At 68.7% G+C, this 13,921-nt stretch carries 13 protein-coding genes; 7 read left to right on the forward strand and 6 right to left on the reverse strand.

Annotated features, from left to right (window positions below; all coding sequences use genetic code 11):
• Nucleotides 1-7 precede the first annotated feature (7 nt).
• Nucleotides 8-499, reverse strand: a complete 492-nt coding sequence (locus C8258_RS11930) for a helix-turn-helix domain-containing protein (RefSeq protein ID WP_233225027.1) — start codon at nt 497-499, stop codon at nt 8-10.
• A gap of 109 nt (nt 500-608) precedes the next feature.
• Here C8258_RS11930 and C8258_RS11935 point away from each other — a divergent pair, with 109 nt between their 5' ends.
• Nucleotides 609-1,778, forward strand: coding sequence for a thiolase family protein (locus C8258_RS11935; protein ID WP_106955252.1), 1,170 nt, complete (start codon nt 609-611; stop codon nt 1,776-1,778).
• A gap of 3 nt (nt 1,779-1,781) precedes the next feature.
• Here the strand turns inward: C8258_RS11935 and C8258_RS11940 are convergent, their stop codons facing one another.
• The gene (locus C8258_RS11940; RefSeq protein WP_106955253.1) at nt 1,782-2,126 is read right to left on the reverse strand and encodes a hypothetical protein; all 345 of its coding nucleotides are present in this window, start codon (nt 2,124-2,126) and stop codon (nt 1,782-1,784) included.
• 63 nt (nt 2,127-2,189) lie between these two features.
• Here C8258_RS11940 and C8258_RS11945 point away from each other — a divergent pair, with 63 nt between their 5' ends.
• Both C8258_RS11945 and C8258_RS11950 read left to right on the forward strand, forming a co-directional pair.
• Nucleotides 2,190-3,179: an o-succinylbenzoate synthase gene (locus C8258_RS11945; RefSeq protein ID WP_106955254.1), complete on the forward strand. Its 990-nt coding sequence runs from the start codon at nt 2,190-2,192 to the stop codon at nt 3,177-3,179.
• 122 nt (nt 3,180-3,301) lie between these two features.
• Nucleotides 3,302-4,099: a VOC family protein gene (locus tag C8258_RS11950; protein WP_106955255.1), complete on the forward strand. Its 798-nt coding sequence runs from the start codon at nt 3,302-3,304 to the stop codon at nt 4,097-4,099.
• A 19-nt stretch (nt 4,100-4,118) separates the two neighbouring features.
• Here C8258_RS11950 and C8258_RS11955 read toward each other — a convergent pair whose 3' ends face one another.
• Nucleotides 4,119-4,631 (reverse strand): TIGR04338 family metallohydrolase, encoded by a 513-nt coding sequence (locus tag C8258_RS11955; RefSeq protein ID WP_199195677.1) that lies wholly within the window; start codon nt 4,629-4,631, stop codon nt 4,119-4,121.
• Between the two features lie 213 nt (nt 4,632-4,844).
• Nucleotides 4,845-5,681 carry a DUF2786 domain-containing protein gene (locus C8258_RS11960; RefSeq protein ID WP_106955363.1) on the reverse strand — a complete coding sequence of 279 codons (837 nt, stop codon included), beginning with the start codon at nt 5,679-5,681 and terminating at the stop codon, nt 4,845-4,847.
• 324 nt (nt 5,682-6,005) lie between these two features.
• On the opposite strand from C8258_RS11960, the gene C8258_RS11965 reads away from it, so the two are divergent.
• The 3 genes from C8258_RS11965 (at nt 6,006) to C8258_RS11975 (ending at nt 9,189) form a co-directional block, all read left to right on the forward strand.
• Nucleotides 6,006-7,268, forward strand: a complete 1,263-nt coding sequence (locus C8258_RS11965) for an ABC transporter substrate-binding protein (protein WP_369974745.1) — start codon at nt 6,006-6,008, stop codon at nt 7,266-7,268.
• Between the two features lie 86 nt (nt 7,269-7,354).
• Nucleotides 7,355-8,338: a carbohydrate ABC transporter permease gene (locus tag C8258_RS11970; RefSeq protein WP_106955364.1), complete on the forward strand. Its 984-nt coding sequence runs from the start codon at nt 7,355-7,357 to the stop codon at nt 8,336-8,338.
• Nucleotides 8,338-9,189, forward strand: coding sequence for a carbohydrate ABC transporter permease (locus tag C8258_RS11975; protein ID WP_036507022.1), 852 nt, complete (start codon nt 8,338-8,340; stop codon nt 9,187-9,189). The genes C8258_RS11970 and C8258_RS11975 overlap by 1 nt, the downstream gene beginning before the upstream one ends.
• On the opposite strand, the gene C8258_RS11980 is transcribed toward C8258_RS11975, so the two are convergent.
• Together C8258_RS11980 and C8258_RS11985 are read right to left on the reverse strand one after the other, a co-directional pair.
• Nucleotides 9,179-9,838 carry an HAD family phosphatase gene (locus C8258_RS11980; RefSeq protein ID WP_233225029.1) on the reverse strand — a complete coding sequence of 220 codons (660 nt, stop codon included), beginning with the start codon at nt 9,836-9,838 and terminating at the stop codon, nt 9,179-9,181. The two genes, C8258_RS11975 and C8258_RS11980, sit on opposite strands and share 11 nt — an antisense overlap.
• A complete protein-coding gene (locus tag C8258_RS11985) occupies nt 9,832-11,013 on the reverse strand; it encodes an MFS transporter (RefSeq protein WP_199195679.1) in 1,182 nt (393 codons plus the stop codon). The genes C8258_RS11980 and C8258_RS11985 overlap by 7 nt, the downstream gene beginning before the upstream one ends.
• 532 nt (nt 11,014-11,545) lie before the next feature.
• Between C8258_RS11985 and C8258_RS11990 the strand changes: the two genes are divergently transcribed.
• Complete coding sequence (locus C8258_RS11990) at nt 11,546-13,843, forward strand: transglycosylase domain-containing protein (protein ID WP_106955367.1); 2,298 nt, start codon at nt 11,546-11,548, stop codon at nt 13,841-13,843.
• The last annotated feature ends 78 nt before the right edge of the window (nt 13,844-13,921 follow it).

A 13,921-nucleotide genomic window follows, 5' to 3' on the forward strand; every position in this document is an offset into this window, starting at 1 on the left:
TTCGCGTTCAGCCGCGTGGCCGGCGCCAATCCTTGTTCACCCGGATCCGGATGTCCTCCAGTCCGATTTCGTCGCCTCCGGCGCCGCGCAATTCCACCCGCACCGGTTCGCCGGTGGTGTCCTCGACCCGCTCGAGCGGCGGCACCCCGCCCTGCAGATATTTGTCCCCCCACTGCCACAACGCGAAGATCGCCGGGAGCAGGTCCCGGCCCATCTCGGTGAGCACGTACTCGTTGCGGGTGCGCTTACCCTCCTCGCGATACGGCTGTTTGCGCAGCAGCCCGGCGTCGGTGAGTTTGCGCAGTGCGGCGGCCGCGGCGGCGTCGGTGATACCCACCCGCGCCGCGAAACCGTCGAAGCGGGTCGTCCCGTAGATGGATTCGCGCAGAATCAGCATCGCCGAGCGCGCGCCGACGATGTCGAGAGCCTTCACGATGGAACAGCCGTCCGGCTTCCACGAATTCAGGTCACGCAGGGGTCCTTCCAGTTTCACGGGCATGACGACGATCATACCAACTCTGACTTGTCATAACTAAGGTCAGCTCCTAGGCTGACTTTAGGGCGACTAAGTCAGATTGTCGCAACGGCGCGATACCGGAGGAATCGCCATGAGAGACGCAGTGATCGTCGAGGCCGTACGCACCCCGATCGGGAAGGGCAAAGCCACCGGAGCGCTGCACGATCAGCATCCGGTCGACCTGTTCGCCCACAGCCTGCGCGAGGTCGTGCGGCGCAGCGGGATCGATCCGGTGCTGATCGACGATGTCATCGGCGGCGTGGTCACCCAGATCGGCGAGCAGTCGGTCAACATCACCCGCCGCGCCGCGCTCGCGGCCGGCTACCCGGAGTCCGTTCCGGCCACCACGGTCGACCGGCAGTGCGGCAGCAGCCAGCAGGCCATCCACTTCGCCGCACAAGGCGTACTGGCCGGGGCCTACGACATCGTCGTCGCCGGCGGTCTGGAGTCGATGAGCCGGGTGCCGATGGGGTCGAGCGTGGCCGGCGCGACCGACATCAACGGCGTGGCCTTCGCCGAACGGTATCCGGACGAGCTGGTACCGCAGGGGATCAGCGCGGAACTGATCGCGGCGCGCTGGAACATCTCGCGCACCGCCATGGACGAGTTCGCACTCGCCAGTCACGAGAAGGCCGCCGCCGCGACGAAGAACGGATCCTTCGAGGCACAACTCGCGCCGCTGGCCGGGTTGAGCACCGACGAGGGCATCCGGGTCGGCAGCACCCTGGAGACCCTGGCCGGGCTGCGGCCGGCCTACTACAGCGAGGCCTATGCCGCCCGGTTCCCCGAGATCGGCTGGAACGTGACCGCCGCCAATGCGAGTCAGATCAACGACGGCAGCGCCGCGGTATTGATCATGACCAGCGAGAAGGCCGCGCAACTGGGCCTGCGGCCGCTGGCCCGGCTGCACAGTTTCGCGGTGGCGGGCGACGATCCGCTGCTGATGCTCACCGCGGTGATCCCGGCGACCCGAAAGGTGTTGCAGCGCTCCGGCCTGTCGCTCGCCGATATCGATCTGTTCGAGGTCAACGAGGCCTTCGCCTCGGTGGTCCTGGCCTGGGCGGCCGATACCGGTGCCGATCTGTCCCGGGTGAACGTCAACGGCGGCGCGATCGCGCTGGGGCATCCGCTCGGCGCCTCCGGTGCGCGGCTGGCGACCACGCTGGTCCACGCGCTGCACGAACGCGGCGCCCGCTTCGGGCTGCAAACCATGTGCGAGGCAGGCGGTTTGGCGAACGCGACCATCTACGAGCGGCTGTGATCCTCAGACCGACACCACGACCAGCGCCACCGCGAAACCGAGGAGCCACGCCTCGGCGAGCAGCGGCAGGGTGAGCAACGCATAACGCCAGGCCGGGCGGCGTTCCCGCAATGCCCGCAGGGTCCACCGCCCGGCCGTCAGCAGCGCACTCACCAAGGCCAGGAGAACCGCGGCGTAGGCCGGCGGCAGATGACTGCGCCCCGGACGAGTGCGCTGCTGCGCCATATCGCGGTACGGCAGGCCGTAACGCCAGATCACCCACGCCACACCACAACCGGCCAGATAGACCACGGCGCTGAGCACGGCATCGCCGCGTCGCAGCGGTGGGCGTTCCGGCCAGAACTCCATGGCTACTCATGGAAGCTCCCTCCGGCCGCGCTCGCAAGCACAACCGGTCCGTCGCCGTTTCGCATGATTAGGCTGGCTCGGGTGAGCGATCTGGATCCGGCGTCGGCGCTGGTGTACGCGATTCCGCTGCGGACTCGCTTCCGCGGCATCACCGTCCGCGAAGGAATGCTGCTGGAAGGCCCGCGCGGCTGGGGTGAGTTCTGCCCGTTCGTCGAGTACGAGGATCGGGAGGCCGCGAACTGGCTGGCCACCACCGTCGAGCAGATCGAGGCCGGGTGGCCGGAACCGGTCCGGGATCGTATTCCGGTCAACTGCACGGTCCCCGCGGTCGGGCCCGAGCGCGCGTATTCCATCGTCGCCGAATCCGGTTGCCGCACCGCGAAAGTCAAGATCGCCGATCATCCCGAATCGCTCGCCGAGGATATCGAGCGGGTGGCGGCCGTGCGCGATGCGCTGGGCCGCGACGGCGCCGTCCGGGTCGACGCCAACGCGGTCTGGGACGTGGATACGGCGGTTGCGAACCTGCGGCAGATCGACCGTGCCGCAGAGGGTTTGGAGTACGCCGAGCAACCGTGCCGGACGATCGAGGAACTGGCGGCGGTCCGGCGGCGGATCGACATTCCCATCGCCGCGGACGAATCCATCCGGCGCGCCGAGGATCCGCTGCGGGTCGCGGTGGCGGGAGCGGCCGATATCGCCGTGCTGAAATGCACGCCGCTCGGCGGGGTGCGGCGGGCGCTGCGGGTGGCGCAGGCCGCGGGGCTGCCGTGCGTCATCTCCTCGGCCCTGGAGACGAGCGTCGGACTGTCGGCGCAGCTCGCGCTGGCCGGTGCGCTGCCGGAACTCGACCACGCCTGCGGGCTGGGCACCGTGAACCTGTTCGCCGGCGATGTGGTGGCGGATTCGCTGCGCCCGGTCGACGGATATCTGAGCGTTCCGCGCACCCCGCCGGCCCCGGATCCCGCTCTGCTGGAACGCTTCCGCCACCCCGATCCGGAGCGCACCGCGTGGTGGCGGAGCCGGTTGGAGCGGGTGCTGCGACTGCTGGACTGATCGCCGCGTCTCGAGCCTCGGCAGAGCCGGGAAGAGGGTTTTCCCACCCGCCGGTCTGTGATTAGCTGATTGTGTGCCATCGGCAGTTCTCACGTGCTCGAACACACGATAGGAGTTCCGCAATGCCCACTCGTGATTCTGCGTGGCCGCAGGGTACGCCCTGCTGGGTCGACTGTTCGGTCGACGATCCGCGGGCCGCCCGCGACTTCTACTCTGGTTTGCTGGGCTGGGAGATCATGGACAGCCCGCCCGAGGCCGGGGGATATCTGATGGCGATGCTGGGCGGTAAACCGGCAGCCGGAATCGGACCCAAGATGGGCGAGGCACCGATGCCCTCGGTGTGGACCACCTACCTCGCCGCCGACGACGTCGACGCGGTCGCCGAGGCCATCGGCGCGGCCGGGGGAACCGTCTTCGTCCCGCCCTTCGATGTCATGGACGTGGGCCGCATGTGCGTGGCCTCCGATCCCACCGGCGGGATCTTCGGCGTCTGGCAGGCCAAGGCCCACACCGGCGCCGGTATCTACAACGAACCCGGCTCCTATTGCTGGAACGAACTGCACACCGGCGACTACGCCACCGCCCAGGAGTTCTACCGCCGCGTCTTCGGCTGGACCTTCGACGAAATCGGCGACGGCGAGAACTTCGTCTATTCGACCTTCTCCCCGCCCGGGGCGGACGTCGCCGGCGGCGTGATGGACGCGAGCAACGCACCCGGCGACAACCCGCCCTACTGGCTCACCTGGTTCCAGGTCGCCGGGACGGACGAAAAGATTTCTCGCGCAACCGAACTCGGTGCAACGGTACTGATGGGCCCGGACGACACCCCGTTCGGCCGCTCGGCCGTCGTCCAGGCTCCCCAGGGCGAGATCTTCGGCCTCATCGACCCGACGGTGCGGGCGGAGGCACCCGGGCAGTAGGGCTGGACATGCACCCGGCTCAGCCGACCCGGGCGCCGCAATCGTGCAGGGTGGCGCGCAGGAGGAGGGCGGCTTCGGGGCCGATGACACCGTCGACCAGCTCGAGATAGCGGGTGCAGAACTCGGGGCCGTGCGGGGCGAGGTCGGCCCCGGGCGGCTCGAGGTGGTGGGCGAGTTCGTGCAGGATGACCAATTCACGCAGGGCCCAAGCGGTTCCGCCGGTATGCAACGGGACGGCCAGCACGGCGCGGCCGGTCTCGTAATGCGCCGCCGCGGTGCCCGCACGGGCCCGCACGGCCAGCGGCGTGTCCGCTCGAACCCACTGCGCGCGTACCCAATTCAAGGCCAGCACCCGGTCCACATAACTCTGGACCGACTCGACCGAAGCGAACTTCCGCTCGATCGGCAGCGTGAGCTGCGAACCGTGCAACTCGACCGTGCGAGCCCCGAACTCGTCGGCTCGTTCGAACATCCGCCGCACCAGGCCCTCGGCATCGTAGACCCGGATACGCTGCGAATCGCGCCGCGTCACAGCGCTTTCCCGCAGCATTCGAGCCCGTTCACGCGGCGTACCCGATTCCGCACACGTACCGAGCGCGGACTACGGGGCCCGGGCCGGGGCAGCCGATCGCACGCTCGAGTGGAGGTCCTCGTCCGACGGCCGGCTTCCGTGCCGGACCGTATCGGCAAGCGGTTCCCGTGCGGTTCGAATTGCCGCGCCGCTCGCGTGCGGCTCATGCTCCCCTCATGCGCCGGGAGCTTCCAGAGTGCCGCGCGCCGAGGGCAGTTCGGGCGACAGGCCCAGGCGCGCGGTGCGACCGGCGCGGTCGCCCGCCCGGCGCGCGGCAGGTGAGTACCCGGTGGATTCCTGTGGCCCGCGCCAGGTACCGCGGGCTTCGGAGGTGCGGGAGTAGAAATCGGTCAGTTCGAGGTCCTTGTTGCGCAGCGCCAGGGCGGTACCCGCGGATTCGGCGGCGGCCGTATCCGCGCCCACCGCCTCGGCCTCCACATCCGCCTTCACCTGTGCGAGCCGGCGGCCGATCCGGTCGGCGAACGCCATCTGGAAATTCAGCCGAGCCGTCACGGCTGCGACCGGGGCCTGAATGCGACGCTGCACCTTGCGACCCCAGCGCGTCTCCACCACGATCTTCTCCACAGTCGCCGATCTGTAGGCGCCGGATTTGATGTAGTGGTCGGACGCGCGGACCATCTGCACCAGCAGGCTCGTGTACAGCGCCTCGCATGTCGCGATATCGGTATCGAAGCCGTAGGCGTAGACCTGCGTGGATGTGCGGGTCACATCGCAGCGCACGTCGTTGGCCGCGGCGATCGCGACGAACAGCTGCACATACGTGCGCAGCCCCTTCTTGCCCGCCTCACCGATCGCGACGACCTTCTGCATCGGCGTCGGGCGGCGTTCGCGACCGGCGATATGGGCGCGCGCCACCGCCAGGTCGATCGACGAACGGGTCGCCAGGCGCTGGGCGGCCGCCATGAACGCCTCGGCCTCGTGCTCGTTGTCGGTCGACTCGGCCTGACGCAACAGCCCACCGATCCGGGTGAGCAACTTGTCCTGAGGCATCTGGGTCGACATCGAGCGCCAGGATACGAGAACCCACCGACATCGCCACACGGTCAGGGCGGGCGCGGACGCCGAATCCCATACGGCGGTAGCACCCGTCCGGAGGCGGCAGCTCGCGTAACCACGGAGGGCGGGCGCGGACGCCGAGTCCCATCCGGCAGCCGAACAATGTATCTTGCCTTGTGCAACCGGCGCAGTGTGCGGGCGCTCACGCATGGCACCTGTGTTCGTTACGACCCTGGAGTATCGATGGCTTTGAACAAGGCGTCCTCGAACAAGGCGCGCAAGGTTCGCGCGCGCGCCGCGTCACGACGCTCGTCCCTCGTGTCCCGCGCCGCACTGGCCACCGCCTCGGTGGCGCTGCTGACCGCCGGGTTGACGAGCGCCTGTTCGAGCGGCGACGGCAGCAACCCGACCGGCCAGAACCTGGGCGGCCGCGGCCCGATCACCTATGTCGAGGGTAAGGACACCACCGAGACGGGTGCGGTCAAGCAACTCATCGACCGGTGGAACGCCGCCCATCCGGACGAGCAGGTGACGTTCAAGGAGCAGTCGAACGACGCCTCCCAGCAGTACGACGATCTGGCCCAGCACATGCGGGCCAAGCAGTCCGACTACGACGTGATGGCGCTGGACGTGCCGTGGACCGCGGAATTCGCGGCCAAGGGCTGGATCCAGCCGCTGAAGGACTCCTTCGCCCTCGACACCTCCACGCTGCTCTCGCCGACCGTCGCCAGCGCGACCTACCAGGGCACTCTCTACGCCGCGCCGCGCAACACCAACGGCGGCCTGCTGTACTACCGCAAGGATCTGGTCCCGAACCCGCCGAAGACCTGGCCGGAGCTGCTGGCCGACTGCAATATCGCGCGTGATCACGGAATCGGTTGCTACGCAGGCCAGTTCGCGCCCTACGAAGGTCTGACCGTGAACGCGGCCGAGGTGATCAACGCCTACGGCGGCTCGTTCGTCGGCCCGGACGGCAAGACCGCGACCGTGAACTCCCCGCAGTCGCGCGCCGGCCTGCAGGTACTCACCGACGCCTACAAGAACGGCGACATCCCCAAGGAGGCCATCTCCTACAAGGAGCCGGAGAGCCAGAACGCCTTCGCCTCGGGCAAGCTGCTGTTCCTGCGCACCTGGCCGAACTTCTACGGTGTGGCCCAGGCCGACTCCTCCGCCGTGAAGGGCAACTTCGGCGTCTCCCCGCTGCCCGGTAAGGACGGTATCGGCGCCTCCACGCTCGGTGGATACAACGCCGCCATCAGCGCCTACTCCAAGCACAAGGCCACCGCGCTGGACTTCCTGCGCTTCCTGATCAGCGAGGACGCCCAGCGGATCGTCGCCGAGGGCGCGTTCCCGTCGGTCCGGTCGTCGATGTACGACGATCCGGCGCTGATCGCGAAGTTCCCGTACCTGCCCGCGCTGAAGGATTCGATCGCCAGCGCCGTGCCGCGTCCGGTCACCCCCTTCTACCCGGCGGTGTCGAAGGCCATCCAGGACAACGCATATGCTGCGTTGACCGGTAAGAAATCAGTCGATGACGCGATCATCGGCATGCAGAAGGGCATCGAAGCCGCCGGCTCCTGACCCTGTCCGCAGTCTGCCCCGTAGGAGAGTTGAACGTGTCGAGTCCTTCGGGTGCGACCGATCTCGCGCCACCCGACGATCAGCCGGTGAGCCCGAAACCGAAGAGCGACAACAACTCCCGGGGCTTACGGCTCCCGCAGGGGTCGGGCCGCGCGTGGTTGTTCGTCGCACCGGTGCTGGTGGCGCTCGCGGTCGTCATCGGCTATCCGGTGGTGCGCGCGGTGTGGATGTCGTTCCAGAAGGACGCCGGACTCGACCCCGCCACCGGCATGTTCGTCGAGGGCGGCAGCGCCGGGTTCAGCAACTACACGCACTGGCTGCTGCAGCAGTGCACCCTGCCCGGCGGCGGAACCGAGGCCTGCCCCACCGGCAACCTGGGTTCCCAGTTCTGGGCGGCCATCGGCATCACGCTGCTGTTCACGGTGATCACGGTGACGCTGGAGGCGACGATCGGCCTCGGCATGGCGACCGTGATGGGCAAGACCTTCCGCGGGCGGGCGCTGCTGCGTGCCGCGGTGCTGATCCCGTGGGCGATCCCGACCGCGGTGACGGCCCGGTTGTGGGAGTTCATGTTCCAGTACAACGGCGTGGTCAACCGAGTCCTGCACACGCACATCCTGTGGCAGACCGATCCGTGGTGGTCGCGATTCGCGGTGATCATCGCCGACGTCTGGAAGACCACCCCGTTCATGGCCCTGCTCATCCTCGCCGGACTACAGGTGATTCCGAACGACGTGTACGAAGCGGCCAAGGTCGACGGGGCCTCGGCCTGGCAGCGCTTCACCCACATCACGCTGCCGCTGCTGAAGCCGGCGCTGCTGGTCGCGGTGCTGTTCCGGACCATGGACGCGCTGCGCCTCTACGACCTGCCGGCCATCATGATGCAGGGCAACCCGGCGACCCGGACCATCTCGATCCTCGTGGTCGATCAGGTGCGGCAGGGCTCCAACAGTGCGGCCGCGCTGTCGGTGCTCACCTTCCTGATGATCTTCGCGGTGGCGTTCGTGCTGGTGAAGATACTGGGCGCCAACGCGGTGGCGACGCAGGAAGAACAGCGGAAGGCACACTGATGACCACTGCTACCTCCGGCCGCAAACCGTGGCGGTCCGCCCGGGTGTACGTCGGTGCGCTGATCGTGCTGATCTGGGGTCTGGCCCCGTTCTACTGGATGGCGGTGACCGCCTTCCGCGATCCGGACTACACCTTCGACAACACCCCGTGGCCGACCCACGTGACCTTCGAGAACTTCCGCAACGCGTTCGACACCAGCCGCGGCAACGACTTCGGGCGGGCACTGACCAACAGCGTCGTCATCGGCGCGGCCACCACCGTGATCGCACTGCTGATCGGCATGATGGCCGCCTATGCGCTGGCGCGCATGGCTTTTCGCGGTAAGACGCTGGTCGCCGGATTGATCCTGAGCGCCTCGATGTTCCCGGTGGTCGTCCTGGTGACGCCGCTGTTCCAGCTGTTCACCAACATCGGCTGGATCGGGCACTACCAGGCGATGATCATTCCGAACATCTCCTTCGTGCTGCCGATGACGGTCTACGTCCTCGCCTCGTTCTTCGCCGAACTGCCGTGGGAGCTCGAGGAGGCGGCCCGCATCGACGGCGCCAGCCGGTTCCAGGCCTTCCGGCTGGTGATGCTGCCGCTGGCCGCGCCCGCGGTGTTCACCACGGCGATCCTGGCGTTCATCGCCGCGGTGAACGAGTACCTGCTGGCCAGTCTGCTCTCGGTGGACCGGACCGAGCCGGTGACCGTCGCGATCGCGCGGTTCTCCGGTAACGATCCGCTGGTCCAGCCCTATGCGGCGATCATGGCGGCGGGCATCATCGTCACCGTGCCGCTGGTGATCATGGTGCTGCTGTTCCAGCGCCGCATCATCTCCGGCCTCACCGCGGGCGGCGTCAAGAGCTAGAGGCCGTCAGGCGGCCGGCGCGGAAGTCGAGGTGTTTTTCGATATCGGCGGGTGAGCCCGTGTAGTGGAGGGTTTGCAGGCCGAGTTGTGCCGCCGCTTCGCAGTTGTCGGCGCGATCGTCGATGAACATCACCCGGCTCGGATCGCGGACCCCGGTGGCGGCCAAGGCATTTCGGTATGTGTCGGGATGCGGTTTGTTCATGCCGAGACGGGCCGAGTAGAGGGCATCGGTCATCAGATCGCGCCAGGCGGACGCGTCGAGCGCGTCGCCGACCGGGTGGGGCGCGTTGGACAGCAGCACCATCGGCAGGTCCGCCCGGCGCGCCTGCTGCAGGAGGGTGACGACGCGGTGGTCGGTCCGCGTCCACAGGGCGGTGTCGACCGCGCGCAACCGGGAGAGCACCACCGGTTCGGGTCGGCGGCCGAGTACCGCGGTCCAGAAGTCCGTGTCGTCGAACTCGCCGGAATCGTAGGGTTCACGGGCACTCCAGAAGGTGGTCTGGAAGTGGGTGAGGTCGTCGGTGCGCCATCCGGCGAGTTCGGCGAGGCCGCTCCACATGGGTGTCGTCGGCTGCAGACCGATGACACCGTTGTAGTCGAAGATGACCGCGTCGATGTCGGCGGGCGAGTGGGATAGAGGACTTACCACTGGTTCTCCAATGCTCGATGAGACAGCGCGGCCACGCCCGCGGCGAGCAGGGCGGGCAGCACGAGGGCGACGGGCAGGGTCGTGACGGTGGCCACGGCACCGATGAGGGCCGGTCCCGCGAGGAGTCCGAGATATCCGGCGACGGCCACGGCGGCGACGGCGCGCGGACCTCCCGTCCCGGCCGTGCTGAACAGGGAAGGAATCGTGACGGCCAGGCCGAGACCGAAGACGGCCCAGCCGGCCAGCGCGAACGGCACATCGTTCACCGCCACGCCGGTGAGAAGTCCGGCCGAGGCCGCAATCGCGCCCGTCCGAACGACTTTCGGCGCCCCGAAGCGAGTGGTGAGCCGATCGCCGACGAGACGTCCGCCCGCCATCGCGGCGCTGTAGGCGGCGTAGGCGGCGGCGCCGATCGCGGCCGAGGCGTGCAGCCCGGTCAGGTGCACCGCCGACCAATCGGCGGCCGCGCCCTCCCCCAGCAGACATGCGGCGGCCAGTGCCCCCAGCAACCAGATTCGCGACCGGGACAGTCCGGGCGCACGCTCCCCCACCACCACCCCCGCGTCCGCGACCGGCGATCCGATACAACCGGTAGCCGGCGCCACCGCGATAGTCGCGACGACGACCGCCGCCGCGGTGACACCGAAGACGTAGGTGTGCGAAATGTCCGCGGCCACAACGGCGATCACCGCCCCACCCAGCGCGCCGAGGCTGTAGGCCGCGTGCAGGCCCGACATGATGGGCCGGCCGTAGGCGTTCTGGCAGCGCACCGCGGCGGCGTTCGCCGCGACGTCCAGCACACCGTGCGCGGCGCCGAAGCACAGCGCCGCGGCGGCGAGCGCGAGCGGCATTCGGCAGCTGCCGACCAACGCGAGGCCGAGGGCCAGACCGAGTCCGCCGGCGGTCAGCAGCCGGGGCAATCGCGCGGCGGGACGGGCGAGGCGACCACCCACCTGGAGGCCGGCGACCATACCGATCGCCGCGGCGAGCAGGACCCCGGCCAGCCCGGCGGTGCCGAGTCCGGCGGATTCCTGGACGGCGGGGATGCGAGTTCCCCAGACGGCCATCACCACGCCGAGGCCGGCGAAGTAGCCCGTCAGCAGGCCACGACTCCGTACGACGTCGTGGGGTATTTCGAGTGCGCGATTCGCAGGCATCGCGAGGGTGCGTGTCATGACGGCTCCATCAGCGTCACCACCGATTTCGGGGTCGACGACGACCCGCGCGATCGGCGGTGGACGGATATGACGATTCCGCCTCGTGCCGGACGGCCGAGGCACACGGACGACAGGAAGAAGACGTTCGGTGAGTGAGAGATCGAATGCGATGCGCGACGTTGCACGTAAGCAAAACGGAAGCTACCAGGCAGTTCGACGAGCTACCATCCGGAACGACCGCTGGTGCCCCACTTCACAAAATGCAGGCCGGACGTCTAATTCATCCGTTTCTGTACCGGCAACCGGGCCGTCGACGCCGCGTCGAGTACCTGTTGCGTCGCGCCCTTGCCGCGCGATGGCCGGACCGCCGCGAGTCCGGTTGCCGTAGCGGTTGTTCAGTTCAGACCGAGGTGCCGTCGGCCGGTCGTGCCCGGTTTCCGAGTGAGACTGCGATTTACTGGGTATTAGCTGTTCTGGTCGACCATCGACCGGCCCCGTAGGCTGGTCGGGATCGTTGTTTCTCGCTGGTTCGCCGACGCTCCGGGAGGAGATAATCGTGAGCTCGACCCGCAAACCGCGGCGCGGCCGCCCGGAAACGGCGCCTTATGCCTCGATTGCCGGGTGGAAGCAGCTCGACGGTGCGTCCCGGCCGAACAGCGGCCGTCCCCGCCGTCGCGAGAGACCGGCCGGCGCCGGCGAACGCCCGCCGCGCACTCGGGGGCAGCGAATTCGGCGCCTGCTGCTGGCGCTGTTCCTGATCTTCGTCGCGATTCCGTCGTTGCTGCTGGTACTGGCGTACTGGAGCGCCGAGATACCCGATCCGAGTGCGGTGCAGACCAATCAGATCGCCACCGTCACCGCCGCCGACGGAACGACGGTCCTCGCGAAAATCGTTCCCCCCGAAGGGAACCGCACGCCGGTACCGCTGTCGGAGGTGCCGCAGACCATGCGCGACGCCATGCTCTCGGCCGAGGATCGCGACTTCTACCGCAATCCCGGATTCTCGGCGCCGGCCTTCCTGCGGGCCGCGCGCGACAATCTGCTCGGCCGCGACGACGCGGGCGGTGGGTCCACCATCACCCAGCAGTACGTCAAGAACGCCTTCCTCAGCTCGGAGCGGACTCTGTCGCGCAAGATGCGGGAGCTGGTGATCTCGGCGAAGATGGCGCGGCAGTGGAGCAAGGACGACATCCTCGCCGCATACCTCAACACCATCTACTACGGCCGAGACGCCTACGGGATCGCCGCGGCCGCACGCGCCTACTTCGACAAACCGGTCTCGCAGCTGACGCTCGCGGAGGGCGCGGTGCTGGCGGCTCTGGTGCGCACGCCGTCGATCCTGGACCCCGAGACGCACCTCGACCAGCTGAAGGCTCGCTGGAACTATGTGCTCGACGGCATGGTCGGGATGGGCGTGCTGCCGCTCGGCGAACGCGACAAGGTGCAATTCCCGACGATCGCGCCGCCGCCCAAACCCGACGACGATGCCGCCCGCGGACCTGCCGGGCTGATCCGCACCCAGGTGCTGAAGGAGTTGCGCGCCGCGGGAATCGGCGATCAGGAGATCAATACCGGCGCGCTGCAGATCACGACGACCATCGACGCCAAGGCGCAGCAGGCCGCGCTGGACGCGGTGCACCGCACCCTCGACGGCCAGCCGGCGCAGCTGCGCAGTGCGGTGGTGTCGATCGATCCGCGGTCGGGCGGGATCCGGGCCTACTACGGCGGTGAGGACGGTGTCGGCTACGACTTCGCGCAGGCCCCCTTGCAGACCGGGTCCTCGTTCAAGACCTTCGCCATGCTGGCGGCGCTGCAGCAGGGCTTCACGCTGACGTCCCAGCTGGACAGTTCGCCGGTCGTGGTGAACGGGGTGCGGGTGACCAACGTGGAGGGCGAATCCTGCGGGACCTGCAGTCTCGCCGAGGCCTACAAGCGTTCTCTGAACACCAGTTTCATCCGGCTCACCCAGGCCATCGGGCCGCGGTCGGTGGCCGATGCCGCCCATCAGGCCGGTATTCCGCTGCAGATCCCGGGCGTGCCGGGCACCTCGCTGTCGGAGCCGGACGGGCAGCCGGCGCCCACGGTCGTCCTCGGCGTGTATTCGGTGCGGCCCGTCGATATGGCATCGGCCTATGCCACCATCGCGGCGTCGGGCAGCTATCACCAGCCGTATTTCGTGCAGCGGGTGGTGGCCGGGGACGGCCGGGTACTGCTGGATCGCGGGGCGCCCGGGGCGGGGCAGCTGCCGCCGCCGCAGCAACGCTTCCCGCGCGGGATCACCGATACGACCACCAAGGCGATGCAGCCCATCCCCGGATATTCGAACGGCCACAATCTGGCCGGGCGGCCGTCGGCGGCCAAGACCGGGACCACGCAGCTCGGTGACTCCGGCGAGAACAAGGACGCGTGGATGATCGGGTTCACCCCCTCGCTGTCCACCGCGGTGTGGGTGGGCACCGATCAACCCCAGCCGATCCGGACGGCGGGCGGCGGCCTGATCTACGGCTCCGGGCTGCCGTCCGACATCTGGAAGCGCACCATGGACGGCGCGCTCGCCGGAACGCCGGTCGAGCAGTTCGCGAATCCCGATCCGAGCGCTGCGGCCGGGCCGTTCGCGGCGCCCCCGCCGCCGAATTCGGCCGGGCCGTTCGCGGAGCCGGAGCCGCAGGCCGCGCCGCCGCAGCCGACCGGGAACGCACCGTTCGACATCCTGCAACCGCCGTCGCAGCCGGAGCAGCAGCAGCCGCCGGTGATCGTCATTCCGCCCGCGCCGCCACCACCGCCACCACCCCCGCCGCCGCGGCAGGTGGAGATCTTTCCGGGGTTGACCGTCCCGGTTCCCGGATGACGGTCCGATCCGGCACGCTGTGATGAAACGAATTGGAGTAATCCGGCCATCACCCAGCACACGCCGATAGGGTGGAAC

The sequence above is a fragment of the Nocardia sp. MDA0666 genome (genome assembly GCF_003023875.1).
Classification (GTDB): domain Bacteria; phylum Actinomycetota; class Actinomycetes; order Mycobacteriales; family Mycobacteriaceae; genus Nocardia; species Nocardia aobensis.

Excerpts from the sequence above, each read along its gene's own strand:
- C8258_RS11960 (WP_106955363.1), bottom strand. The coding sequence starts at position 5,681 with ATGCCTCAGGACAAGTTGCTCACCCGGATCGGTGGGCTGTTGCGTCAG.
- C8258_RS11945 (WP_106955254.1), top strand. The coding sequence starts at position 2,190 with ATGATTAGGCTGGCTCGGGTGAGCGATCTGGATCCGGCGTCGGCGCTG.
- C8258_RS11985 (WP_199195679.1), bottom strand. The coding sequence starts at position 11,013 with ATGACACGCACCCTCGCGATGCCTGCGAATCGCGCACTCGAAATACCC.
- C8258_RS11940 (WP_106955253.1), bottom strand. The coding sequence starts at position 2,126 with ATGGAGTTCTGGCCGGAACGCCCACCGCTGCGACGCGGCGATGCCGTG.
- C8258_RS11930 (WP_233225027.1), bottom strand. The coding sequence starts at position 499 with ATGCCCGTGAAACTGGAAGGACCCCTGCGTGACCTGAATTCGTGGAAG.
- C8258_RS11975 (WP_036507022.1), top strand. The coding sequence starts at position 8,338 with ATGACCACTGCTACCTCCGGCCGCAAACCGTGGCGGTCCGCCCGGGTG.
- C8258_RS11935 (WP_106955252.1), top strand. The coding sequence starts at position 609 with ATGAGAGACGCAGTGATCGTCGAGGCCGTACGCACCCCGATCGGGAAG.
- C8258_RS11950 (WP_106955255.1), top strand. The coding sequence starts at position 3,302 with ATGCCCACTCGTGATTCTGCGTGGCCGCAGGGTACGCCCTGCTGGGTC.